We start from the raw sequence: 24967 nt of genomic DNA, 5'->3' as shown, positions 1-24967 counted from the left end.
TGACGTTCGTTTTGCATAAGATGCCCCGCTTTGCCTCCCTCGCCTGCCGGGCATGGCGAAAATGCAAAAAGGGAAGAAGGAACGGTGTCCGGTCCTTCTTCCCGATATGTCAAACCCGTATCAACAAGGCTTTAATAGCCGCGTTTGGCGTTCTTTTTGTTGATGGTAGCAAGGTTCTCTTCGCTGTGCTTCAGCCAACGCTTCAGTTTGTCCTCGAAGGAAGCAGAACTGTCCCGTCTTGCGTTTCCTCCGCGGTCTCCTCCGCGATGGCCACCGCCGCGGCGCTCGTCGCGTTCGCTGCGCTCCGGCGCAGGCAGTGCAGCGCGAACCGAAAGCGAGATTTTGCCTGCATCATCAATGGAGAGTACTTTTACCTTCACCTGATCTCCCACGGAAAAGTGATCGTTAATGTCCTTTACAAAACCGTTTGCTACTTGGGAAATGTGGACCAGCCCCTGCTCGGTTTCGCTGACTGCTACGAACATCCCAAACGGTTTAATCGCTGTCACTTTTCCCTCGATGATGCTTCCCACTTGTACTGCCATTCAGTTTGCACTCCTTTTATCATTTCCCAAAAGTGTAAGAGAACCTCTACCAGAAGCCTCATTTCATAAGTATAGCAGAGAAAATCAAATACTGAAAAGCCTATTCTTTGCCGCAGCACACCGGCCGGCAGAGGTGAAAAACGATAGAGTGAAGGGCGCTTGGGCCCGTGTCCGGCTCGCTGTTTCCCCTGTAATAGGATGGATGAGCCGCTCATCTTTTATCACGCCGTTTTTGTCCGGGCCGCACCCTCGCGAGAACGATCAGCAGCAGCATCATGCACGCGCCGCTGGCATCCAGCACCACGTCGGCCACCTGCCCCGTCCTGTCCGGCGTAAAGGTTTGATGCCACTCGTCCAGCACCGCAACCGCCAGCGTCAAAAACGCGCTCCACGGCAGGGCGACCGCAAACGGAGCGAAGCGGCGCAGCACGCGGTACCCGATCAGGGCGAGCAGGGCAAAGGTGGCAAAATGCGTTCCTTTGCGGAGGAAAAATTCGATAAACCCGTCGGTGCCGCTCTCCTCCACGCTGATCTCCTGTTTCCCGTAGCGGAACGACACGTCCTTCAGACGTTCGCCCACCGCTTGTTCGTCGATGAAGCGGGAGATGGTTCCGCGCATGTCCTGTTGGTAGTAAGGCTGGGACGACGAAACGTACAAGCCGGCCAATATGGCGACCAGCAGCAGCACGTCCAGCAGCCGTACGAATGTCTTCACGCTCTTCTTCCTTTCGCGGGGAATGTTCCGCTTCCATTGTACCAGAAACCCGCGCGGCGCACGCCGCGGAATGTCACGGATGGGCGTCGCGCGCCGTCACCGGCAGCGGCTGAAAATCCTCCTCGGTCAGCTCGTGCCTGTCCCGTACGGGGACGGCCTCCTCCGCACGCTTTGCCAATCGTTCTTTTTCCTGCCGTTTTTGCTCCCGCGCATCCCGGCGGCGGACCTGTTCATTTTCCCACCAGGCATGCAGCCGGCGGCGCAGTTCCGCAAGCGACACCCCGGCGCGGCCGGCCAGCCTCTGCTCGGCGGCGTGCTGCATCGCCGGCACGAGGACGAGAACGGCGTAGGCGGCCAGGAGCAGGCCCGCCAAGAGAGCGGCGGCAAACGAGGCGTGAAGGCCGGCCCCTTCCGTCCACCCAGCCGCCAGCGGCAGACAGGCGGCGGCCGTCGCCGCCAGAACGCACACCAGCGGACGGAGCGCCCGGCCTGTCCCAGCCCGAATCCCGTCGAGGACGGACGGAGCGCCGCCGCCCGCGCGGAACAGTTCGTCCAGATGGATCAGCGCCTGCTGCGTCATCACGGCGCAGGCGGCAGCGATGCCGTACACGCCCATCAGGTTGAGCGACCGATCCAGCCAGAGCAGCCCGATCGTCACCCCTCCGGCCAAAACGGGCAGCAGGGCGAGCGCCACCACCCCGTCCCGCAGCCGCCGGTGCAAAAGCAGGCTGAACAGGAGCACCGCGGCCGCCGCCCCGGCGACCGCCAGCACCCGTCCGGCCGTGTCCTTTTCGTCGGCTTCCGCTTCTTCCAGCTTGCGCCATTCATTTGCATTGAGGATGGCGTAGCCCTCCGGAATGGTGATCTTCTCCTCCATGCTGCGCGGAATCCCGAACGACAAGCCCTCGATCCACTCCGGCATGGAGACGGCGCTGCTCAGCTTGAACACGTACATGCCGTCGACGCGGCGGTAGACGGGCGGTTCTTCGGCAATCGTCCACTCCGTCAGGTCGCCCAGACGGACGGCTCCCTGCGGCGTGCGGATCAAGATGTGTTTCACCTGGTCGGGGTGCTCCATCCACTTGTCGGGAAAGCGGGCGGTTACCGGCACCGCCCCGGTGTTTCCATGCAGGGTCCCGGCCTGCTGCTTTCCGAGATAGGCGGCCAACTGCCGCTTGATCTCCTCTTCCGTCACGCGGTAGCGGACGAGCATCTCCGGTTTGGGGCGGATGGCGATATACGTCCCCGTGCCGCCTTCGCCGAGGCGCTCGTCGGTGATGAGCTCCCGCCCGTCATCATCCGTCCACCGCAGCTCCTGCAAGTAGGCGACCATCTGCCCGGCGATCTCCCGGGCGGTGTGCAGGGACGGCCCTTTTACGGTAAACTCCAGTCTCGTCTTCTGGTCCTCCGAGAGCACCAGGGCAAACGGATCGGTGCCGGGGATCTCCCGCAGCCGTTTGTCCAGCTCTTTTTCCAGTTCCGTCCGCGTCCGGGTCCAGCGGCTCTTGTCGGCCAGTTTCAGATGAAAGGTAAGCCGCTCTCGACTGGCTGTCGTGTACAGGTCGCGCACCTCCTCCAGTCCGCGAAGACGCTCTTCCGCCGTCCGGGCGGCCCGAATCGCCTCATCCAGCGTGCTGCCCCTGACCATCTCCAGCGACAGCGTCTTCTCCTGCCCTTCGATTTTCCCGTACGGTTCCGTCAGGACAAACGCATGCAGCAGCACGACGGCCGACAGCGAGAGCGCCACGGTGATCCCGTACGGCAGAAAGCCCTGGTCGACGGAGCGCTCCCAACGGTTCTTCAGGAAGCGGCCCACTCTGCCGCCCATCAGGCTGCCCGCCGAAAGCCGCCCCTCTGCGGTCCGTCCGCCCGCCGCGCCGTCCGGCAGCCATCGAGCGGCCTGCACCGGCACGATAAACCCGTACACCAGCAGCATGGACAGCGTCCCCAGCAGGAGAACCGGCAGCGCGTCATACAGGAGAGGCAGGTCGGCCGCTTTGAGAAAGTCGGTCACCATCAGCGCGCTCCAGCCGGCGGCACAGACGACGACGGCCAACAGCAGCGGCTTCATCAGGGACCGGGCCTCGCGCAGGCAGAGCAGCGGCGACAGTCGCCCCGCTCCGGCCAGCCGATGGATCAGTGCCGCTCCCGCCCCGATGTACAGCAGGGCGAAGACGGCTGCCGGGCCGAGCGAGGTCAACGTCAGCGGCATACCGCTCAGCCACATGCCGCCCAACAGCGCTCCCACCGCCAGACACGCCGCGTACAGCGTCAGCAGGGCGGCCGTCGCGCTGCGGAGCGAAACGCCGAGCATCAGTGCCGCGCCCAACGCGGCCATGGCCACAAGCCAGCCGATGTCGCGCAGCGCAGCCGTCAGCGCCTGTGACCGGTCTTCCACCGGATCCAGCGTGTACCTGCCCGCTGCCTGTTCGTTCCACTCGGCCACGGCCTGCTCCACTTCGGCCCTGACGGCGGGAACCTGCGCCGCTTCCGTCGCGAACACGCTGATCCCCACCGCCGGTTCGCCGCGATAGACCGTGACCTCCTCCCCTTTGCTCCCCCGCAAATCGCGCACCTCGGCCAGTTCTTTCAGCGGCACGTATCCCTTCTCCGTGGCGATCAGCTTTTGGCCCAGCTCCTGGGGGCCCGACAGTTGGCCCGTCCACTGGAAAGAGGTCCGCTCACCGCCTGTTCCGACGGCGCCCACCTGCTCGTCCGCGCCGACGCCGCGCAGCTGCCCCAGCACATCCCCCGGCGTCAGGCCGTAGGTCAGCAGCATGGAGGGGCGAAACACCAGCTCCACCTCTTCCCGGACGCTTTGGTCCTCCACCTCCACGCGGGCCACGCCCGGGATGGCGGCCAGCTTGTCGTACACCGCGTAGCGGGCCGCGTCGGCCAGCGTCTGCACGTCCGCACCGTGCAGCAGGTAACGGCCGATCTGTCTGTCGGCCAGGTTGGCCTGGCTGAGACGCCAGCCGTTTACCGGCAGCCGTGCTGCCGCCTCCTGCAGTTTGCGCTCCAGCCGCTCTTTGTAGCCGTTGTCCGGCAGCCCCGGCGTCTTCACCGTGAGCGTCGCCCCTCCCATCCGGGATTCGGAGCTGATGTGCACCCCGGCGTCCAGTTCGCGGACGGCATCCTCCACGGGCCGGGTCACGGACTCGTCCACCGCTTCCGCCGACAGACCGGGCGCCTCCAGGGTGATGACGTACTCCGGCAGGGGGCGGTCGGGAAGCAGCGCGACGTCCATCCTGGCAAGGGCGCCGACGGCCAGCAGGCAGCAGACGAGCGCCAGCAGCCGGGCCAGCGCCGGCCACGTCGAAGCGAATGTGCGGTTACTCATCGGCCACCTTCACCACCTCACCGTCCGCCACGTAGGAGATCCCGGAGCTGACAATCTGGTCGCCCGGCTCCAGCCCTTCCAGGACTTCGTAATAGGGACCGTACACATTGCCCACCTTGACGGGCGTTTTCTTGACGGTGTTGTCCTTGATCGCCATGACGTAATAGGACTCTTCGGAGATGCCGACACTGCTCGCGGGCACCAGCACTCCCCCGTTCGGCTTCACCTGGTAGCGGCAGGTGACGGTCATGCCTCCTTTCCAGACGCGCTCCTGGCCGCTGATCGTCACCTCCACCGGATAGGTCCCTGTCCCGGAATCGATCACCGGCGCCACGAAGCTGACCGTCCCCTCCGTCTCCGTGCCGTCCGGCGCCTGCACCGTCACCGTTTTGCCCACGGCAAAGCTGCCGATCTGCTCGCCGGTCACCTGCAGCTTGACCAGCCAGCGGGAGGTGTCCACCAGGCGCATCACCTCGCTGCCCGGCCCCGTCTGCTCCGACTCTGCCTGCGATATCGACGCCACCACGCCGGCAAACGGCGCTTTCAACACGGCATCCGCCGCCTCCTGCCGGGCCCGCATCAACTGTACACTGGCCTGCTGCACTTCGGCGTTGGCCTCTTCCACGTCCAGCTTGTCCGCTCCCTTCAGCAGATTGTCGTAGCGGATCTGCTGCTCCTCCAGGTCCAGCTTCGCCTGTCGTTCGCGGAGAGCCAGGCTGTCCAGCTCGTCTTTGGAAATGGCGCCGTTGGCGTAGAGCAGCTTTCCGCGCGCGTGCTCCTCCGCCGCCTGGGCAGCCGTCTGCCTGGCCTTTTCGAGCTGTATCTTCTGCGCCTCCACCTCGTGCTGCGCCGGTCCCTGCAAGGCCTTCGCCCGGCGAATGGCGGCGCTGGCCACCTGCCCCTGGGCCGCGTTCACCTCCTGCTGCCACACGGACGTGTCGAGCGCGGCCAGCGTCCCGCCCTGCTTGACCACGCTGCCCTTTTTCACAAAAATGGTGGCAATCCGGCCCGATCGGCCAAACGAAAGCGGCAGTTCCTTGAGCGGCGCCACCACTCCGGCGATCTCCTGGGTCAGGCCGTCCTGCTGTTCGACCGTGTAGGCTTTGACCGTCTTCACCTTGATCACGCCCTCTTCTTCCAGGCGCTTCAGGCTTTCCACGCTTTCCTCCAGTTTTTCGCACCCGGCAATCAGCAGGGCAGCGAGGGAAAGCCCTATCCATTTTTTCATTCCATCAACCCCCACCCCGGACTCGATATGCCGAAACATGAACAGAAAATGGCACATTATATTTTACAGAAAGGCTCTTACTTGCGCCACTTTTCTGTCGATTTTTACGATTTTTATCTCGTCCGCCGCCGCGCTCTGGTATCATGGTGGAAAAGGCGGAATTCCCCCTGCTTTTCAGCCGATCGCCGCTTCTGGTAAGATGGAGGTAGTCCGCTTTTGTCAGCGCTTTCATGCGTCGCTTTTTCTCAATATTTCGAATGGTGGGAGTGAGCTTCATGGCAAAGATCTACTCGTCCTATGCGGAAATCGTGGAAGACATCCACGACGGCGCCACCCTGCTGGTCGGCGGTTTCGGTCTGGTGGGCATCCCGGAGAACCTGATCATCGCGCTTCGCGACAAGGGCGTGAAGAACCTGACGGTCGTCTCCAACAACTGCGGCGTCGACGACTGGGGGCTTGGTCTTCTGCTCAAGGAGAAGCAGATCAAGAAAATGGTCTCGTCCTACGTGGGGGAAAACAAGGAGTTTGAGCGGCAGTTCCTCTCGGGAGAACTGGAAGTGGAACTGACGCCGCAGGGGACGCTGGCCGAACGCATCCGGGCCGGCGGGGCCGGCATTCCCGCATTCTACACGCCTGCCGGCGTCGGCACCCCGATCGCCGAAGGGAGGGAAACCCGCGTGTTTAACGGCAAGGAGTACCTGCTGGAACACGCCATCACCGGCGACTTCGCCCTGATCAAGGCATGGAAAGCGGATAAGATGGGCAACCTCGTCTACCGCAAAACGGCCCGCAACTTCAATCCGATGATGGCCGCGGCCGGAAAAATCACCATCGCCGAAGTGGAAGAGATCGTCGAAACAGGTGAGCTGGACCCCGATCAGATTCACACCCCCAGCATCTACGTGCAGCGTTTGATCCAGGCCCCGTCGTTTGAAAAACGGATCGAACGGCGCACGGTGCGGCAGTAATTCCACCAAAAGGAGGATGCAGTGATGGCTCTTACGCGTGAACAGATTGCGATGCGCGCCGCCCAGGAAATCCAGGACGGCTTTTATGTAAACCTGGGGATCGGCATGCCCACCCTCGTCGCCAACTACATTCCGGAAGGGAAAACGGTCGTGCTCCAGTCGGAAAACGGCCTGCTCGGCATCGGTCCCTACCCGACGGAAGACGAAATCGACCCCGACCTGATCAACGCCGGCAAGGAAACGGTCACCGCCATCCCCGGCGCCGCCTACTTCTCCAGCGCGGAGTCGTTCGCCATGATCCGCGGCGGCCACATCGACCTGGCCATCCTCGGCGCGATGGAAGTCTCCGCCGCAGGCGACCTGGCCAACTGGATGATCCCCGGCAAAATGGTCAAGGGCATGGGCGGCGCAATGGACCTGGTCCACGGGGCGAAGCGGATCGTCGTCATCATGGAGCACGTCAACAAGCACGGCGAACCGAAAATTTTGAACGAGTGCTCCCTGCCGCTGACCGGCAAACGGGTGGTCAACCGGATCATCACCGACCGCGCCGTGCTGGATGTCACCCCGGAAGGGCTGGTGCTGACAGAGGTGGCGGAAGGCTACACCGCCGACGACATCCAGGCCTGCACGCAGCCGAAGCTGATTGTCTCCCCCGACTTGAAAACGATCACGCCGTGAAGAACACCCATGTGAGAACCAACCGGACCCGTCCCTTCCCGCGGACGGGTCCGATTTTCTGTTCGGAGCGGGTTCGCTGCCCGTCCGGGAAACCGTATATAATACGAGGTGTGAACAATCTTGACGGAGAGGTGATGCGTTATGTCCAATACGCTCGGCTGCCTCGTCCTGCACGGCTTTGCCGGCGACATCCGGGACGTGCTGCCGCTGGCGCAGGCGCTGCGGGAAGCGGGCTACCATGTGGAGTGCCCCACCCTGGAAGGACACGGCGCGGATCGGCGGCGGCTGGCCCAAAGCACCCGGCACGACTGGCTGCGCTCCGCCGAAGAAGCGTACAAACGGCTGGCCATGCGGGCCGACCCGATCGTCGTCATCGGCTTTTCCATGGGCGGCCTGCTCGCCTTTCACGTCGCCAGCCGCCATCCCGTCCGCCTGTTGGTTACGATCAACACCCCGTACCATTACTGGGAGGTGCGGCAGGCCCTTCGCAATCTGCGCGAGGATTTTGCCACCCACTCCCGCCGCTACGTCAACAGCCTGGTGAAAATCCCGCTGCGCAGCATGCTGCAGTTTCGCCGCCTGCTGGCGGAGACCAAGCCGCTTTTGCCGAACATCCGCGTCCCGTACGTGCTGCTGCAGTCCAGGCGGGACGATACCGTGCGGCCGTCAAGCGCGGAGCATCTGGCCAAAAGCGTCGCCGCCGAAGCCGGCGCCCGCATCACCTGGTACGACAACTCCGGCCACATGCTGCTGCACAGTCCGGACCGGGACGACGCGATCGCCCGCATCCTGGACGCCATTCGCGAACACAGTCCGGCGTCAAGGAACAGCGCGGGCGGCGAATCCGAGTAAGCGCCCCTGCTCGAAGGCCGGAAGAAACGTGACGAACAGAATGGCAGTCCAACCGGTTGCGATTCAGTCCAACACCTTGTTATCTCTGGCCGCATGCGCCTGCCCCGCCCGCCCGGACCAGGCGGCCGCCATCGCCAGCAGGAAGCCGGCGGTTCCCGCGTACAGCCCGTTCAGGCCGAACCAGCCGTCTGCCCAAAACGCGAGCAGCGGTCCCGCGGCGGCGCCGAGATCGGTCACCACCGAGTAACACGTCAGCAGCGAAGCGCCGTTGGCCTGTCGGGACGCTTCGTCTGCCGCCAGCGTGTCCATCACCGTGGTCAGAACCGTGCCGGTAAGCTGTATCCCCATGAGCACGCCCAACCAGAGCGCAAAGGGCAGCGGCGCGGCTGTGAGGCCGAACAGCACCGCAGCGGCCAGCACCGCCCCGACCAGCATCCGCCGCCGCCCGCAGCGGTCCGACCACCTGCCGAACCACGGCGCCGCCCACGGTTCCCAGACCCAGCGGGCTCCCTGCACCACTCCGGCCACGACGGCCGAGCCCACCACCATCCCTCCGATCACCGTGAACGGCTGCCGAAGGTCGATCAAGCGGCTCAGCGTGGAAGCCAGCATGCCTTGGTAGCACATGGCGACAAACATCCCCGAGGCCATGGTCAGCGCCACGCTCCCCGTCCATCGGAGCGACGGCCGCACGGCTGCGGGGGACGCATCGCCGCTCCGTCTGGTAAAGGATGAGGGGATGAAGACGTAGACGAGGACGAACGCCACCAGCGACACCCCCGCCAGCAAAAAGGACGTCGTCCGCAAGCCCAACCAGGCGACCAGCAGGGGGCCGGCCAGCATGCCGCCCAGGCTGCCCAGCCGGTACAGCCCGTTGTACAGCCCCATGAAATGGCCGCGATTCCCTTCGTCGGAGACGCTGACGATCAACGAATAGGCGCCCAACCGCAAGAAGGTCCAGGCCGCTCCCCAGAGGCAGCGCATCAAAAGCCACAGCCAAAACCCCTGCAGCCCGTACGAGGCCGTCGTCACGAACGCCAGGAGCACGGCGATCGTCAACCCCGACCGGCCGCCGGTGCGCTCATACCATTTGCCGATAAACGGTCCCAGCGGCACCCGCACCAGCCGGTTGACCGAGAGCAGCACCCCCACTTCCCAGAGCGCGTCCAGTCCCGCCTCCCGCCAATAGAGCGGCAGCGCCACGTACAGCATGGAATCGCCGAGCAGGCACATGGCCGTCACGAGAGCCAGTGTGATAACCTGTGTCTTGCCGTTTTTGCCTCTCATCGCAATCTCCTTTGCCGGATCGAATCTATATGCTTTACACTACAAAGGAGATTCCCAAAAATCCAATACATGTTAGCATCAAACTCATAAGCAATGGTTATGAATGGAGGGAGATGATGAACCTTCACTCGCTGCGGATCTTCGTGGAAGTGGCGGCGCGGGGCAGCGTGACCGCCGCGGCCGATGCGCTGTCCATCAGCCAGCCGGCCGTGACCGCGCACATCCGCAAACTGGAACGGGACCTGGACATCAAGCTGCTCGCGCCGCAGGGGCGGGGCATTGCGCTCACCCCCGAAGGACGTTTTCTGTATGAGAAAGCCCGGCGGATTTTTGACTGGGAACGGGAGATCGAGTCGCAGTTGGAGGAGATCAAACAGGGCAAGCGGGGAAAGCTGCGGGTGGCGTCCACCTTTCTCCCCTCCCATTACCTCCTGCCCAAATGGCTGGCCGCCTACAAACAGCAGTACCCGCAGGCGGACGTGGAAATCCGCGCCGGAAACTCGCAGCAGTCGCTGGAACGTCTGCTCCGCTGTCAGGCCGACCTGGCCGTGGTCACCAACGAGTCGTGGGACGAACACCTGCCCATCCGGCGGCGGCACATAACGGATGTGGCATTCTGGTTTATCGTCCCGGCCGGTCATCCGTTTGCCGGCCGGACGGTTTCGTTGGAGGCGCTGATGCGGGAGCCGTTTTTGCTGCGGGAAAAGGGCAGTTCCACGCGGGAACGGCTGTTTTCCCTCTGCCGGGAGCACGGCGTCTCCCCGCCGAAAGTGGGCCTTGAGTACCACGGCCTGATCGAATCGATCCAATCCGTCAAGGCGGGGTACGGCACGATGCTGGCACCGGAACCGGCCGTCCGCGAACTGGTGGAAAGAGGCGAAGTGGGGCGGGTGTTCGTCGACGGCGTGGCGATCAAACGGCCGGTCTACGTCTGCACCCGCGAGGAGGATGGCGGCCTGCGCCCCTCCGCCGCCCGGTTTCTGGAGATGATCCTGCCGCCCTGCATGCAGGCGTGGGGATGAGAGGCGGGGGCCGCCGCCGTTCCAATCGGCAGACAGGGTTGATGGATTTCCTGTCATTGTTACAATGGAAATAGCAGGAAATGACTCGTCACGACAAACATACCTGCTTGATTGGGGGGTTCCGATGGAACATTACGCGTTGTTTGTGCTCATGTCCGTCCTGCTGATCATCCTGCCCGGTCCCGATACCGGCGTGGTGACGCAAAATACCGTTTTCCACGGACGAGCAGGCGGGATGAAAACGGTTCTGGGCAGCACGTCGGGGCTGCTGATCCACACCCTGGCCGTGGTCTGCGGCATATCCGCGATCCTGGTGAAGTCCGCTTTTCTCTTTTCCGTCATCAAGTACGTCGGGGCCGTCTACCTTCTCTACCTGGGGCTTGTGTCGCTGTGGTCGCTGCGGAATCAGGAAACCGCGGCTGTTGACCGGCCATATGCCAAGCATCAAAGCAAATCCCCCTTTCTGCAGGGGTTTTTGACCAATGTGCTCAATCCGAAAGTGGCCGTCTTCTTCCTGACGTTCCTTCCGCAGTTTGTAAAGCCCGGCAGCTACGCGTTTCTGCAATTCTTCGCCTTGGGCTTGACCTACACGCTGCTCACGGTCGCGTGGTTTTTCCTGTATGTCCAGTTCATTGACCGGATTCGCGCCTGGATGAAAAAAGCGTCCACGCAGCGGGCGATTCAAGGGATCACCGGCCTTGCGCTGGTGGCGTTCGGCATCACGCTGGCCCTGGAAAAGCGCCCGTAAGACCGCGGGCCGCTCCGCCTTCCTCCATTTCCGGAAATGACCCTGCAAAAGCGAAGAGCCCTTCCCGAACGGAAGGGCTCCACCTTACGGAAACACGATTGTCTTGTTGCCGTAGACCAGCACCCGGTCCTCCAGGTGCCAGTTGACGGCGCGCGCCAGCACGGTCCGCTCCACCTGACGCCCCAACTGTTTCAGCGCCTCCACGTCTTCCTCGTGCGTCACCCGCTGCACATCCTGCTCGATGATCGGGCCGGCGTCCAGCTCCTCGGTGACGTAGTGGGCGGTGGCGCCGATCAGCTTGACGCCGCGGCGGTAGGCCTGCTCGTACGGCTTGGCCCCGACGAAGGCAGGCAGGAACGAGTGGTGGATATTGATGATCCGCATCGGATACTCCTGCAAAAAGCGGGGCGACAGAATCTGCATGTAGCGGGCCAGGACGATCACGTCCACGCCGCCGCCCAGCGCGGCCAACTGCTCCTCTTCCGCCTCCGCCTTGCGCTCCTTCGTCACCGGGATATGGCGGTACGGAAGCCCGAACGACTCCACGGTCTCCCGCATGTCGGGATGGTTGCTCACCACGATCTCGATATCGGCGTGCAGAGCGCCCGACTTCCAGAGCCACAGCAGTTCCAACAGGCAGTGGTCCTCTTTGGAGACGAAGATGGCCATTTTCTTCCGCTTCTTCGCCTCCACCAGCGACCAATCCATGCCGAAGCTCTCCGCCACCGGCCGGAACGCATCCTTGATCGCCTCGTAGCGCTCCTCCAGATTGACCACGTCAAATTCAATCCGCATGAAAAAGCGGCCCGTTTCCGGATCGGTCGTGTACTGGTCGGACTGAACGATGTTGGCCCCCTGTTCAAACAGGAAGCTGGACACGGCCGCCACAATCCCGGCCTGGTCCGGACACGATATCAGCATGCGCGCCCGGTCCTTGTTCTTCTGCCGGTACGCCTGCCATTCTCTCTCTGACAAACGATGCATGGATGTCTCTCCTCCAAAAATGGACGTCAAAATAATCTTGCCATTATATCATCATATCATCCATTTTTGTCGTTTCCATCCCCATCTTTCGCCTGGAGAGGGCGGCCGTGCAATAAAGTTTTTTTGTCCGATCAAACCCGTCGTTTCCGGTTCCGGAAATGAACCGGCTCCGGGGAAAGTACCGGCTCCGGCGCGTGGTTCCTCCCGACCGGGACGAGAGCATCCTTACAGGGTCAGCACGACACGGCCGTTGATCTGTCCCTTTTCCATCCGTTCAAAGACTTCGTTGATCTTTTCCAGCGGCTGCGTCTCGATGATAGCGCTTACTTTTCCGCGAGCAGCGAAGTCAAGCGCCTCCTGCATGTCCTTGCGGGTCCCGACAATGGAGCCTTTCACCGAAACGCCGTTCAGCACGGTGTCAAAAATCGGGACAGGCAGCTCGTCGTTGGGCAGTCCCACCACGACCAGCGATCCGCCGCGCCGCACCGAACGGTACGCCTGTTCAAACGCCTTGCGGGTGACAGCGACACTGATGGCCGCGTGGGCTCCTCCGATTTTTTCGGTAATCTCCGCGACCGGATCGGTCTTGGCCCCGTTTACCGTCAGATCGGCCCCCAGTTCTTTGGCCAGCGTCAGCTTCTCATCGTTGATGTCGACGGCCGCCACGTTGTACCCCATCGCTTTTGCATACTGGAGCGCCAGATGCCCCAAACCGCCGATGCCGTAAATGGCCACCCATTCCCCCGGCTTGATGTCGGCCACTTTCAGCGCCTTGTACGTCGTCACGCCGGCGCACAGGATCGGGGCGGCCTCCACGTCGCTCAGGCCGTCGGGGATCCGGGCCACATACGCGGCAGGCGCCTTGCAGTATTCCGCATCCCCGCCGTCGACGGAGTATCCGCCGTTCAACTGCTTCTTGCACAGCGTCTCCCATCCCGTCAGACAGTACTCGCATTCGCCGCACGCGGAATACAGCCAGGGAATCCCGACGCGGTCTCCCGGCTTCAGCGAGGTTACCCCTTCCCCTACCTTCTCCACGACCCCGACTCCTTCGTGGCCGGGGATCAGCGGCAGCTTCGGTTTGACCGGCCAGTCTCCGTGCGCCGCATGCAGGTCGGTGTGGCACACCCCGCACGCCTTGATCCGGACCAGCACCTCGCCGAACCCGATCTCGGGAATCGGCACTTCCTTTACCTCCAGCTTTTCGTGAAAGTGATTGACAACGGCTGCTTTCATCTGTTCTCCTCCTTTGAAACATGGGTATGTGACTGCACCGATCCATTTCAGCAAAAAGCGTACCAAGCAAAAAAATGATCAAATGTTCCAATAATTCCATCACCTCCATCACCGCCGGGACAATTTTTCGGCCCATCTGCCGAAAAAACGGCCCCCGGGCCGATAATTTGTCCTTGGGAAGCGGGCCGCCCCCGTTTACAATAGAACCTAACAGGAGGTGTTCCCATGCAAATCTCCAAATTCATGACGCCGGAAATTATCTTTGGCAACCAGTCGATCAGTCAAATCGGCGAAAGTCTGATCCGGCTGGGGGCAAAAAACGTGTTTCTCGTCAGCGACCCGGGCGTGGTGAACGCCGGGTGGGCGGAGCAGGCGATCCGCTACCTGAAGCAGAGCAGGCTGGAGTACCACCTCTGGACGAACGTCACCTCCAACCCGAAAGACGAAGAGGTGCACGCCGGCGTGGCCGAATACCTTCGCCACGAGTGCAACTCGATTGCCGGCATCGGCGGCGGAAGCGCCATGGACGCAGCCAAGGCGATTGCCCTGCTCGCGGCGAACGGAGGCAGCATCCTTGAGTACGAAGGCGTAGACAAAATCACGCGTCCCCTGCCGCCGATGGTCATGGTTCCGACGACGGCCGGTTCCGGCTCGGAAGTGTCGCAATTTTCGATCATCGTAGATTCCAAGCGCAAGGTCAAGATGACCATCATCTCCAAATCGCTGATTCCCGACATCGCCATTATCGACCCGCAGACGCTGATGACCATGGACAAGCGGCTGACGGCCAACACGGGAATGGACGCGCTGACGCACGCGATCGAGTCGTACGTCTCGCTGGCCGCCACTCCGCTGACGGAAGTCCTGTCGCTGCAGGCGATGCGGCTGATCGCCCGGTACCTGCGCCCGTCCGCGGCCAGCCAGTGCAATGCCGAGGCGAAGCAGGGCATGGCGATGGCCAGTCTGCAGGCGGGTCTCGCCTTTTCCAACGCGATCCTGGGAGCCGTCCACGCGATGTCCCACCAGTTGGGCGGGCTGCTGGATCTGCCGCACGGGGAGGTCAACGCCGTTTTGCTGCCCTACGTGCTGGAATACAACTTCCTCGCCGCCCCGGAGAAGTACAAAAAGATGGCGGAAGCCCTGGGAGAAAACGTCTCCGGATTAAGCCTGTCCGACGCCTCCCGCCTGGCGATGAAAGCGGTCAAAGAGCTGGCGAGCGATCTCGACATCCCGGACCACCTGTCCACGCTGGGGCTGCAGCCGGAGCACATCCCGGTGTTGAGCCGCAACGCCGTCCGCGACGTCTGCATGGCCACCAACCCCCGCGACATGACGGAAGAAGACGTCCACATGCTGTTTTGCAATGCACTGTAGGAGGACGACATGCATCACAAACAAGAAATCCTGGAGAAATTGACCGGCATCCAATCCTCGCGAAAAAGCTACTACCACGAACTGAACCTCGTCGTGGACGAAATGAAGAAAAAGAACAGTCAGTTGGAAGTCATCAACCGCTTGACGAAAATCAAGATCGATGCGGACTGGAGCGAAGTCAGCGCCTATCTCGCGGAGCAGTTGTCCCGGCTGATCCCGTTTGACCTGTTCGCGCTCACGCTTGTCGAGGGAACGGCCCTCTCCGCCTATCTCGCGGAACGAAACGGGGCGGATTGGCGGTTTCGCACCCTGACCCAACCGTTGAAACGGGGAGAGTCCGTCTCCACGAGCGAGCTGGACCGCCTGTTTCAGACCGAACACCCCGGCTGTCACGTCACCTCCGTCGCGCTGCAAAGCCGGCTGAACAAAACATTCGGCTTTATCACTCTGCTCCATCGGGAACAGCCGCTGGACGACGGAGAGCACCTCCTCCTCTTTCAGCAAATTGCCGAACACGTCGGGGTGTCCGTGGAAAACATCCTCCTGTTTAAAGACGTGAGCGAGAAAGTACAGATCGAAGCCCGGCTGATCCAATCAGCCAAGCTGGCCGCCATCGGCGAAATGGCCGCCGGGGTGGCGCACGAACTGAACAGTCCGCTTACCGCCATTTTGGGGAACGTCCAGCTTTTGCTGAGGGAGACGCACACCGAGCCGCAGCGGCAGATGCTGCAGGACGTGTTCCAGTGCAGCGTCCGCTGCAAGAAGATCATTCAAAACCTGCTGACCTTTTCCCGGCAGGAGGAGTACCAGTTTGAGCGTCTTTTCATCAACGACCTGGTCGACGTCGTGCTCGGCCTGATCGGCTACCAGCTCACCGTGTCGGGCATCTCCATCACGAAGCGGCTGGCGGAGGAGCCGCTGGCGGTCCGGGGAAGCCGGCACCAGATCGAGCAGATCATCATCAATTTGCTGTTGAACGCCCGCGACGCGCTGCACGGCGTATCCACCCCCGAGATCGTCATCGAAACCTTTCGCCAGGAAACGGACGACGGCGTCTACGTCGGCATGTCCGTCCGCGACAACGGCGCCGGCATTGAAGCGGAGCATCTGCCGCAGATCTTCCATCCCTTCTTTACGACCAAGGAACAAACAAAGGGAACCGGACTGGGCCTGTCCGTCAGTCTGGGGATCGCCGAGTCGCACGGCGGAACGCTGACCGCGGAGAGCGTGCGGGGGGAGTACAGCACGTTTACGCTCTTGCTGCCCATTTACACAAGCGAGGAGAGTGCCGATGAATCCCAAACAGGTGCTTGTCGTTGACGACGAAGTGGAGGTTACGTCCTTTTTCTCCTATTTTCTCAAAGCCAAGCAGTGCGACGTGACTGTCGCCCACTCGGGAAAAGCGGTCCGGCATCTGCTGGCCGGTGATTCCTTCCCGTTTCACCTGGCGCTGATCGATTTGAAGCTGCCGGACACCAACGGATTGGAGCTGCTCTCCGCCATCAAGGCGCGACAGCCCGCCTGCGAGGTCATCATCATGACCGGCTACAGCACGATCAAGTCGGCGGTGACCGCCATCCAATTGGGAGCGCGGGACTATTTGGAAAAGCCGTTTGACGATCTGGACAGCCTGGAACAGGTGATCTTCTCCGTCTGGGACGAGCCCGGCGGCCTTTCCGACGAACTGGCCGAGACGGCTGCCCGCTTCGGCATCATCTATGCGGCCGGCAGCCCGATGGCCAAAGTCCTGTCCGTCGCGGACAAGCTGGCGAAAAAGGCGATCAACGTGCTGATCGAGGGCGAAACGGGCACCGGCAAGGAGCTGATGGCCCGCTTTCTGCACGGAGTCAGCGCCCGTTCGCAGCATCCGTTCGTCGGGATCAACTGCGGCGCAATCCCGGAGTCCCTGCTGGAAAGTGAACTGTTTGGCCATGAAAAAGGAGCGTTCACCGGTGCGGTCAAAGAGCGCAAAGGCATCTTCGAACTGGCCAATAACGGAACGCTGTTTCTCGACGAGATCGGGGAAGCGCCCCCGCTCATCCAGGTGAAGCTGCTGCGGGTCATCGAGACAGGCGAGTACATGCGGGTGGGCGGCGAGCAGACGCTGAAGTGCAACGTCCGGTTTATCGCCGCCACCAACCGGAACCTGGAACGGGAGGCGGCATCGTCCCGGTTTCGCGCCGACCTGCTGTACCGCCTGGAAGGAGTGAAGCTGACCATTCCCCCCCTGCGCGAGAGGCCGAACGACATTCCGGCGATTGTGCACGCCTTCCTGGAAAAGAAGTTTGGCGGCGCCTGCCGGGTCGATCCGGAGGCGATGACGCTCCTGCAGCACTATGAATGGCCGGGCAACGTCCGCCAGCTCATCAACGTGGTCAACCAGGCGGTCGCCATCCACGACTGCGCCGTCCTGAAGCCGGAACACCTGCCGCAGCCGATCGTGTACGGCGCGGGCGGCCCCCGGGAAAAAACGGCCGGACCGCCTGCCGTTCAACATGCCATCGAACAGGAAGCGGTCCGTTTTGTACAGAATGTCGTCGGGCGAATCGGTTCGGTGGACGACATTGACTTTGCCCAATTGCTGGGCAGAATCAGGAGGCTGGAGACGGAAGTAGGCCGCCAGGTGATTGCAAAAGGGCTGGCCGAAACCAACGGAGACCGGGAGCTGTTGAGCAGGAAGCTGGGCATCTCCAAACGAACGCTTCGCTACATCCTGAACGAAAAGGACTAGCGCTGCGCTTCGCCGCCTCCCGCAAAGAGAGGCCTCCCCCGAGGACATCGTCCTCCCGCGTGCCGGTCCGTCTAGCGGTTGGCGATGCCGTATAGGAGCATGTCCACGGTGAGGGCGATCTGTTCCTCGTCGGAGCGCTTGGCGTATTCCTCCGGTTCCGTCACGTGCTTGAACAGGATCAGCCCGACCAGCGAAGAGAGCACCATGCGAAACACCGCCTCCGTCGGCAGCGGGCGCAGTTCGCCTGCTTCCTTGCGCTCCTCGATCAGTTTCGCCGCCAGCCGCTTCACCTCCTGATATACCGTGGAGAGCATCGCTTCGCGGATTTCCTCGTGGAAAAACGCCTCCTGCAGGAGAATCCGGACGTGCTTTTCATTGGCCCCAATCAATTCCAGCCGGTTCCGGTACAGCTCGGTGAGCACCTCGGCCAGCGGCTTTTTCGCCTGCTCCTGAAAAATGACCCGCACGTCCTTCAAAATGAACGGGGCGGCAAACTTGACCAGCACCGGGGCCACCACGGCCAGCAGGAGGTCTTTTTTGGACTTGTAGTGGCGGAAGATCGTTCCCTCCGCCACTCCCGCCTCCCTGGCGATTTCGGCCGTCGAGCTGGCGTGAAACCCTTTGGCGGCAAACAGCTTGAGCGACGCCTGCAGGATGCGGCGCTGCTTCTCCGTCATTTCGCTCTCGTCTTTCAATTCCTCAACAAACTGCATCAGGCTTTCTTCAAACGATGATCGGCTCATATCCTCGCAAACGCTCCTTCATCCGAGCTTCACATGCGCCGTGTCACTCGATCTTCTTGCGGAACCGCAGCATGGCGACCGTCAGGATCAGCAGGAAAAACGCTGCCATTCCCAGCGCGTCCCGCCACAGGGCGGACAGGTCCACCCCTTTTAAAAAGATGCCCCTCAGGATTTCCAAAAAATACGTCAAGGGGACAATCCCGCCTAACCATTGTATCACGAGCGGCATCGTTTCGCGCGGGAACATGAACCCGGACAGCAGCACGCTGGGCAGTATGAAGGCAAACGCGATCTGCATCGCCTGCAGTTGGGTACGGGCCACCGTGGAGATGAAAATGCCGAGCGTCAGCGTGGTGACCAAAAACAGCACCGACAGGGCGATCAGGAGAGGCACGCTGCCTTTCACCGGAACGCCGAACCACCAGCTTCCCAAAAGCAGGACGAGACAGAAGGAGAAGAAGCCGATGCAGACGTAGGGCGTGATTTTGCCGAGCAAAAGCTCCAGCGGCCGGATCGGGGTGACGATCAACTGCTCCATCGTTCCCCGCTCTTTTTCCCGCACCAGCGAAAACGCGGTCAGGATCATCGTCACGTTCTGCATGATCAGGCCGATCAGGCCGGGAATGTTGAACACGATGCTCTCCATGTTGGGATTGAACAGCACGCGCGTGTCCAGCTCCACGCTCGGTTCAAAGCGGCCCATCCCCTCTTTTTCCATCCGCTCCTGCACCAGGGTGATGGCCCGGTTCTGCACGATCAACTGCGCGTTGGACAAGGCGGTCCGGGCGATGTTGGGATCGGAGCCGTCGATCAGCATCTGCACTGCTGCCGGTTCGCCGCGGTCGCGCTTGCGGGCGTAGTCGGGCGGGATGACCAAGGCCACGTCCGCGCTGCCGTCGTCCAGCATCGCTTCGATCTGCGCATACCCGCCGACGTGGGCGACCACCTGAAACACCCGCGTGTTTTCAAAGTTGGCCGCCAGTTCCCGGCTGTAGGGCGAGGGGCTTTGATCCCACACGACCGTCTTGATGTCGTTGACGTCCGTGTTGACGGCATAGCCGAACAAAAACAGCATCATCAGCGGCATCGCCAGCGCGATGGCGAGGCTGGGCCGATCCCGCTTGATCTGGATCACTTCCTTTTTCACCACCGACCAATACCGTGCCCAGGAAAACCGGTTCATCGCCGTCCCTCCCCTTCGCCCGCGGCCTGCCGGGCTTCCTCCTCCTTGACCAGGGTGACGAAGACGTCCTCCAGGTTGTTTGCTCCCATCCGTTCGATCAGCTCCTGCGGGGTTCCCTGGGCCAGCAGGTTGCCGAAGAAAATGAAGCCGATCCAGTCGCAGGTCTGCGCTTCGTCCATGTAGTGGGTGGTGACCAGCACGGTCATCCCCTGCTTCGCCAGGTCGTGGATCACCTCCCAGAAGATGCGGCGGGAGACCGGATCGACACCCGCGGTCGGTTCGTCCAGAATCAGCAGCTCCGGCTGGTGCAGCAGGGCGCAGGACAGGGCCAGCCGCTGTTTCCAGCCTCCGGAGAGGGAGCCGGCCAACTGCCTTTCCCTCCCGGTCAGTCCGGCCATTTCAATCAGCTCCGCTTTGCGCCGCTTGCGCTCCTCTCTGCCCAGACGGTACACCCCGGCGTAGAAGTCGAGGTTTTCCTCCACCGTGAGATCTTCGTACAGGCTGAACTTTTGCGACATGTAGCCGATGCGCTGCTTGATCTCCTCGCTCTGCGTCATCACGTCGTAGCCGAGCACCGTTCCCCGTCCGGACGTGGGGCTCAACAGGCCGCAGAGCATCCGGATCGTGGTCGATTTGCCCGAGCCGTTGGGGCCGAGAAAGCCGTAGATGGAGCCGGTGGGAACGGACAGCGTCAGGCTGTTGACGGCGACGCGGTCCTGAAAGCGCTTGGTCAACTGCTCGCATTGGATGGCGTAGTTCATTGCGCCCCCTCCTTGCCGGGCAGCAGCACATCGGCGGGCATGCCCGGTTTCAGCTTGTCGAGCCCTTCGCTGATGCGGATCGTCACGGCAAACACCAGCTTGGTCCGCTCATCCGGGGTCTGCACGTTTTTCGGGGTAAACTCCGCCTTGTCGGCAACTGCGCTGATCACGCCGCGAAACGTCTCGCCCGGATAGGCGTCCACCTGTATGCCCACCGTTTCGCCCGGACGCACGCGGCCCAGCTCCGCTTCCGGGATGTACACCTTGAGCTCCAGATGGTCGGCCTTCCTCATCGTAAACAGCGTCGCTCCCGGTTTTGCCACTTCCCCTTGGGTCACGGAGGAACGCAGCACGACGCCGTCCTCCGGCGCGGTGATCACCGCCTTCTCCAACTGCAGCCGGGCCAGCTCCAGCCGCGCCTGGGCCTGCTCCTTGGCCGCCAGCAGGGCGCGAATCGCGTAATCGGTGCTCCCCTCTTTCAATTGGTCAAGCTCGGCCTGCGCACCCGCCCGCTGCGCCTGCGCCGTGCCGGTCTGGGCGAGGGCGGCGGCGACGTCTTCCCGGGCGGCGGCGTACTGGGACCGGGCCGCCTCCAGTTGAGCGGCCAACTGGTTTACCTGTGTCCGGGCCTGATTGACCGCCTCCTGCTTCGCTTCGTACTCCTGTTTCGCAATGGCTCCCCGCTCGTACAACTGGGCCGCTTCCCGCAAGCGGTTCTCCTGGTAGGCGAGCGTCCGCTTCGCCCCTTCCAGCTGCGAGGCGACTTGGTCCATCTGTTCTTTGGCCCGGTCCAGTCCGGCTTCTGCCTGCTTTCGGCGCGCCTCCGCCAGCCGGATGGCGGCGTCCGCCTGGTCTACGGCGGCGATGCCTCTGCGGATGGTCGAGTCGCGGCTGCCCGCCTGGGCTTCTTCCAGCCGCGCCTGGGCCTGGGCCAGCACCGCCTCCGCTTCGCGTACGCCTGCCTGATAGCTGCGCTTGTCGATCTCCGCCAGCACCTGCCCCTTTTTCACGACGGCGCCGTCGTCCACCTTGACGGCCGTCACCAATCCCCCCACTTCGGCGACGACGGGCAGTTCCACCGCTTCAATCGTGCCGGAGAGCGGCCATTCGCGCGGCTGAAACCAGGTGCACCCCGGCAGCGCCGCGAGCGATCCGGCCAGACAGATCAACAGGAAACGACGATACATAAGACCACCTCGACTAAATGGTTGATGTGAGTACTCACTCATTATTGCTGCCAAAAATACTATCCGGTGCCTGGTGGATGCGTAATCCACTCTGATGATGCGAATGAGTGAGTGATTACTCACTTTCACTTTCTTCGTTCACATTATATGCCTGCTCCCGGCCCCATGTAAAGACGCTCGAAAAAAAATCCCCCCGTTCGGAGGAGAGCCGCGCACCGCCTGTTCAGCCGTCCTCCAGCCGGCACTCGACCTCCCGCCCCACGTACGTCCCTACCTGTTCGCCCTGACAGATCCGCGTCATCGCGCCGGGGGTGTCGAAGTTGAAGACGTGCAGGGGCAGCCGGTGATCGCGGGCCAAAATCATCGCCGATTGGTCCATGACCCGCAGATTCCGTCTGACGACCTCATCGAAGGAAATCGAGGCGAAGCGGCGGGCGGAGGGGTCATGGCGCGGATCGCCCGTATACACGCCGTCCACGCCGTGTTTTGCCACCAGCAGGGCATCGGCGCCCACTTCCAGCGCCCGCTGTACCGCCGGGTAGTCGGTTGTGACGTAGGGCTGTCCGTTGCCTGCGGCGAAGATCACCAGATACCCTTTTTCCAAATGGTGAACGGCGCGCAGGCGAATGTACGGTTCGGCCACCGTGTTGATCGGCACGGCGGTCATGACCCGGATCTCCCGGTCTGTCTTGGCTTTGAGCACACCCCGCAGCATCAGGCTGTTGATCACCGTCGCCAGCGTGCCGATGCTGTCCGCCTCGGCCCGGTCGATGCCCCAGACGTCCGCCATGCTGCCGCGAAAAATATTGCCGCCCCCGATGACGACCGCCACTTCCACGCCCAGCTTCGTCAACGCGAGCAGTTCGTCCGCCATGTACTCCAACTGCCCGTGGCTGAATCCGAATCCGCTTTCTCCTGAGATGGCACCGCCGCTCAGTTTGACCAGCACCCGCTTGTACCGCATGGTTTTCTCCTCCTTTTCCCGTCCCCGTTGGCGCGGACAGATCTTCTTTGCCAGAGCAACCGTCAAAACCGTCAAAAAAGGACGAAAGCGGCAGCGGCTTTCGTCCTTTTGGCAAAAAAGAGGCGGACACGCAACGAGACGCATGTGTTCCCATTACCTGTATCCCCCTCTTCTTACAGGTTGCTCCAAAACCCTTCCATATTTTATGCAAAAACATCGGGATAGTCAAACACATTACGCTGGCCGGCGGCGATTTTCGCCAGCAGGTCGTCCGCCGTCTCGCAGGCGAAGCGGTGGTCCTCCGCGCTGATCGCTCCTTCGGCCAGCGCCTCGTCCAGTTCGTCCTGGTCCAGCAGGAAGACCGCTCCATCCGGCAGCACAACAATGTCGAGATAGAGATCGTCGTAGTACAAAAACCCCCGCTCGTCCCTGCCGTGTTCCCTGCAGATGTCGATGTACCACTGCACCGTGTGTCCCCGTTCGTCCAGCATTCTGGTGACGGCGTAGGCTTCGCCGTCGGGAAAGTACTGCAGGTAGCAGTAGCCGTTGTCGCCGACCCGCAGCTCGCGTCCGTCAACGGTCATGAACGCCGGTTCCGTCACTTCATCCAGCGTCAGCCGTACCGCGTAGCCCGTAAAGGCCTCCGACTCCACCCGTTTCTCCGTATACCCCATCTTCTTCACACGCCGCCAGCCGGGGCGGTCCGCCCGTTTTCGCTTCATGGGACATCCTCCTGTTCCACGTCTCCTCCCACTTACTGTAGCACGATTTCCCGTTTTTGTAACCGAAGCGGCACCCCCGATCGCGCAAGAAAACGAGCAGGCCGCCCGCTCCGGCATGCCTGCTCGTCAACGTTTGTTCCCGTATTAACACTCGCTTGCGTCTCGGGCCAGCTTGCTGTGACGTCTGCCGTACGCCAGGTAGACCACGGATCCGGCAACCAGCCAGATCAGGAAACCGATCTTGGTCCCGCCAGGCAGACTGTAGATCAGGTAGCTGCAAAACAGGATCGCCAGGATCGGCACCAGCGGCACCAACGGCACGCGGAACGCGCGCCGCAGGCCGGGATTGGTCCTGCGCAGCACCAGCACGCCGGCAGAGACGACGATAAAGGCAAACAGCGTACCGATGTTGGTCAGTTCGGCCAGCTTGTGCAGCGGCAACAGACCGCTGAACAGGGCGACGAGGCCGCCCACGATAAACGTGCTTTGACGTGGAACCTGCCGCTTTTCATTGACGCGGGAAAAGATGGCAGGCAGCAAACCGTCGCGGCTCATGGCAAAAAACAGCCGGGTTTGCCCGTACATCATCACCAGCAGCACGGTGGTAATTCCCGTAATCGCGCCCAGGGAGATGAAGCCGGCCACCCAATCCTGATGCACGAACTCCAAAGCAAAGGAAACCGGGTTCTTCACGTTCAACAGCTCGAACGGCACGATGCCGGTCAGCACCAGCGAGACCGCAATGTACAGAACCGTGCAGATCAGCAGGGAGGCGATGATGCCGATCGGCATGTTGCGCTGGGGATTCCGCACCTCCTCTGCTGCGGTGGAGACGGCATCGAAGCCGATGAAGGCAAAAAAGACCGTCGCCGCTCCCGTGGCCACTCCCGCGAAGCCGTACGGCATGAACGGCGTCCAATTGTCCGGCTTCACGTAACCGATCCCCACGGCCAAAAACAGCAGGATGACCACCACTTTGATAAACACCATCACGTTGTTGAATTTCGCCGACTCGCGTGTGCCCATCATGAGCAGGGCGGTGATGACGGCGGTGATCAGTACGGCGGGCAGGTCGATGATCGTGCCCTTTGCCGGATCGTACGCGCTTGTCAGTGCGGTGGGCAAATGAATGCCGAAACCGGCCAGCAATCCCTGCGCGTATCCGGACCAGCCGCTCGCGACGGCGGCGGACGCTACGCCGTACTCCAATATCAGATCCCATCCGAGAATCCAGGCGACCAGTTCGCCAAAAGCGGCATAGCTGTACGTGTATGCGCTTCCCGAAACGGGCACGGTGGAGGCAAACTCAGCATAACAAAGCGCGGCAAACACGCAGGCCAGTCCAGCCAGGACAAAGGAGAGCACCAACGCGGGACCGGCGTATTTTGCGGCGGCCACACCCGTCAGTACAAAGACGCCGGTGCCGATAATGGCCCCGATGCCCAGCATGGTGAGATCAAATGCCCCCAGTGCCTTGCGCAGCGAGCCGTGCTTGCTTTCCGTCTGCTCCAGCATCTGGGAGATCGATTTTTTGCGAAAGAATTGACGCAAGATGTCCATTTCGTATAACCCCCGATGTTTGTGTTCTCATTCACGTATGGTGTGCCTGCCGCCAAAGAACCGGTGAGCCGTACCGGGAACGCCTCTCATTATACATTGTCATATTTATCAGAACAATATTGTAATTAGGATTATA

The 24967-nt window shown here is 62.0% G+C and carries 22 protein-coding genes; 8 read left to right on the top strand and 14 right to left on the bottom strand.

All coding sequences use genetic code 11. The annotated features are described in order from the left end of the window. Nucleotides 1-131 precede the first annotated feature (131 nt). From M516_RS0105705 to M516_RS0105690, 4 genes are all read right to left on the bottom strand, one after another. Entirely contained in the window at nt 132-545 is a 414-nt protein-coding gene (locus M516_RS0105705) for a S1 RNA-binding domain-containing protein (RefSeq protein ID WP_029098263.1), read from the bottom strand. Between the two features lie 211 nt (nt 546-756). Beyond that, nucleotides 757-1260, bottom strand: coding sequence for a VanZ family protein (locus M516_RS22810; protein ID WP_035288999.1), 504 nt, complete (start codon nt 1258-1260; stop codon nt 757-759). A gap of 73 nt (nt 1261-1333) precedes the next feature. Further along, complete coding sequence (locus tag M516_RS0105695) at nt 1334-4600, bottom strand: efflux RND transporter permease subunit (RefSeq protein WP_029098262.1); 3267 nt, start codon at nt 4598-4600, stop codon at nt 1334-1336. Next, nucleotides 4593-5828 (bottom strand): efflux RND transporter periplasmic adaptor subunit, encoded by a 1236-nt coding sequence (locus M516_RS0105690; RefSeq protein WP_029098261.1) that lies wholly within the window; start codon nt 5826-5828, stop codon nt 4593-4595. Before M516_RS0105690 ends, M516_RS0105695 begins: the two co-directional genes overlap by 8 nt. A gap of 275 nt (nt 5829-6103) precedes the next feature. Here M516_RS0105690 and M516_RS0105685 point away from each other — a divergent pair, with 275 nt between their 5' ends. From M516_RS0105685 to M516_RS0105675, 3 genes are all read left to right on the top strand, one after another. Then, nucleotides 6104-6796, top strand: a complete 693-nt coding sequence (locus M516_RS0105685) for a CoA transferase subunit A (protein WP_029098260.1) — start codon at nt 6104-6106, stop codon at nt 6794-6796. Nucleotides 6797-6820: 24 nt separating this feature from the next. Then, nucleotides 6821-7477: a CoA transferase subunit B gene (locus M516_RS0105680; protein WP_029098259.1), complete on the top strand. Its 657-nt coding sequence runs from the start codon at nt 6821-6823 to the stop codon at nt 7475-7477. A 141-nt stretch (nt 7478-7618) separates the two neighbouring features. Beyond that, on the top strand, nt 7619-8329 hold the full coding sequence (locus M516_RS0105675; RefSeq protein ID WP_029098258.1) for an alpha/beta hydrolase: 711 nt from the start codon (nt 7619-7621) through the stop codon (nt 8327-8329). 63 nt (nt 8330-8392) lie between these two features. On the opposite strand, the gene M516_RS0105670 is transcribed toward M516_RS0105675, so the two are convergent. Then, nucleotides 8393-9616, bottom strand: coding sequence for an MFS transporter (locus tag M516_RS0105670; RefSeq protein ID WP_029098257.1), 1224 nt, complete (start codon nt 9614-9616; stop codon nt 8393-8395). A 116-nt stretch (nt 9617-9732) separates the two neighbouring features. On the opposite strand from M516_RS0105670, the gene M516_RS0105665 reads away from it, so the two are divergent. Continuing rightward, on the top strand, nt 9733-10638 hold the full coding sequence (locus M516_RS0105665; protein ID WP_029098256.1) for a LysR family transcriptional regulator: 906 nt from the start codon (nt 9733-9735) through the stop codon (nt 10636-10638). A 124-nt stretch (nt 10639-10762) separates the two neighbouring features. Next, complete coding sequence (locus M516_RS0105660) at nt 10763-11386, top strand: LysE family translocator (RefSeq protein WP_029098255.1); 624 nt, start codon at nt 10763-10765, stop codon at nt 11384-11386. Nucleotides 11387-11470: 84 nt separating this feature from the next. Here M516_RS0105660 and purU read toward each other — a convergent pair whose 3' ends face one another. Next, nucleotides 11471-12370, bottom strand: coding sequence for a formyltetrahydrofolate deformylase (gene purU, locus M516_RS0105655; protein WP_029098254.1), 900 nt, complete (start codon nt 12368-12370; stop codon nt 11471-11473). A gap of 225 nt (nt 12371-12595) precedes the next feature. Then, entirely contained in the window at nt 12596-13606 is a 1011-nt protein-coding gene (adhP, locus tag M516_RS0105650) for an alcohol dehydrogenase AdhP (protein ID WP_029098253.1), read from the bottom strand. Between the two features lie 225 nt (nt 13607-13831). On the opposite strand from adhP, the gene M516_RS0105645 reads away from it, so the two are divergent. The 3 genes from M516_RS0105645 to M516_RS0105635 are packed head-to-tail and all read left to right on the top strand — an operon-like array spanning nt 13832 to nt 17711. Continuing rightward, the gene (locus M516_RS0105645) at nt 13832-14980 is read left to right on the top strand and encodes an iron-containing alcohol dehydrogenase (RefSeq protein ID WP_029098252.1); all 1149 of its coding nucleotides are present in this window, start codon (nt 13832-13834) and stop codon (nt 14978-14980) included. Nucleotides 14981-14989: 9 nt separating this feature from the next. Beyond that, entirely contained in the window at nt 14990-16300 is a 1311-nt protein-coding gene (locus M516_RS0105640; protein ID WP_029098251.1) for a sensor histidine kinase, read from the top strand. Then, entirely contained in the window at nt 16272-17711 is a 1440-nt protein-coding gene (locus tag M516_RS0105635; RefSeq protein WP_029098250.1) for a sigma-54-dependent transcriptional regulator, read from the top strand. The genes M516_RS0105640 and M516_RS0105635 overlap by 29 nt, the downstream gene beginning before the upstream one ends. Nucleotides 17712-17782: 71 nt before the next feature. On the opposite strand, the gene M516_RS0105630 is transcribed toward M516_RS0105635, so the two are convergent. From M516_RS0105630 to M516_RS0105600, 7 genes are all read right to left on the bottom strand, one after another. Beyond that, on the bottom strand, nt 17783-18454 hold the full coding sequence (locus M516_RS0105630) for a TetR/AcrR family transcriptional regulator (RefSeq protein WP_029098249.1): 672 nt from the start codon (nt 18452-18454) through the stop codon (nt 17783-17785). 43 nt (nt 18455-18497) lie between these two features. After that, nucleotides 18498-19637 carry an ABC transporter permease gene (locus M516_RS0105625; RefSeq protein ID WP_029098248.1) on the bottom strand — a complete coding sequence of 380 codons (1140 nt, stop codon included), beginning with the start codon at nt 19635-19637 and terminating at the stop codon, nt 18498-18500. After that, nucleotides 19634-20398 carry an ABC transporter ATP-binding protein gene (locus M516_RS0105620; protein ID WP_029098247.1) on the bottom strand — a complete coding sequence of 255 codons (765 nt, stop codon included), beginning with the start codon at nt 20396-20398 and terminating at the stop codon, nt 19634-19636. Before M516_RS0105620 ends, M516_RS0105625 begins: the two co-directional genes overlap by 4 nt. Beyond that, nucleotides 20395-21585 carry an HlyD family secretion protein gene (locus M516_RS0105615; protein ID WP_029098246.1) on the bottom strand — a complete coding sequence of 397 codons (1191 nt, stop codon included), beginning with the start codon at nt 21583-21585 and terminating at the stop codon, nt 20395-20397. Before M516_RS0105615 ends, M516_RS0105620 begins: the two co-directional genes overlap by 4 nt. A 223-nt stretch (nt 21586-21808) precedes the next feature. After that, nucleotides 21809-22549, bottom strand: coding sequence for a UMP kinase (gene pyrH / locus M516_RS0105610; protein ID WP_029098245.1), 741 nt, complete (start codon nt 22547-22549; stop codon nt 21809-21811). Nucleotides 22550-22752: 203 nt separating this feature from the next. Further along, nucleotides 22753-23271, bottom strand: a complete 519-nt coding sequence (locus M516_RS0105605; protein ID WP_029098244.1) for a ribonuclease FAU-1 family protein — start codon at nt 23269-23271, stop codon at nt 22753-22755. A 144-nt stretch (nt 23272-23415) separates the two neighbouring features. Continuing rightward, entirely contained in the window at nt 23416-24831 is a 1416-nt protein-coding gene (locus tag M516_RS0105600; protein ID WP_029098243.1) for a branched-chain amino acid transporter BcaP, read from the bottom strand. Between the last annotated feature and the right edge of the window lie 136 nt (nt 24832-24967).

The sequence above is a fragment of the Brevibacillus thermoruber 423 genome (genome assembly GCF_000454065.1).
Taxonomy (GTDB): Bacteria; Bacillota; Bacilli; order Brevibacillales; family Brevibacillaceae; genus Brevibacillus; species Brevibacillus thermoruber.
Note: the sequence above shows the minus strand (reverse complement) of the source record. Positions and strands in the feature narration are given on the sequence as shown.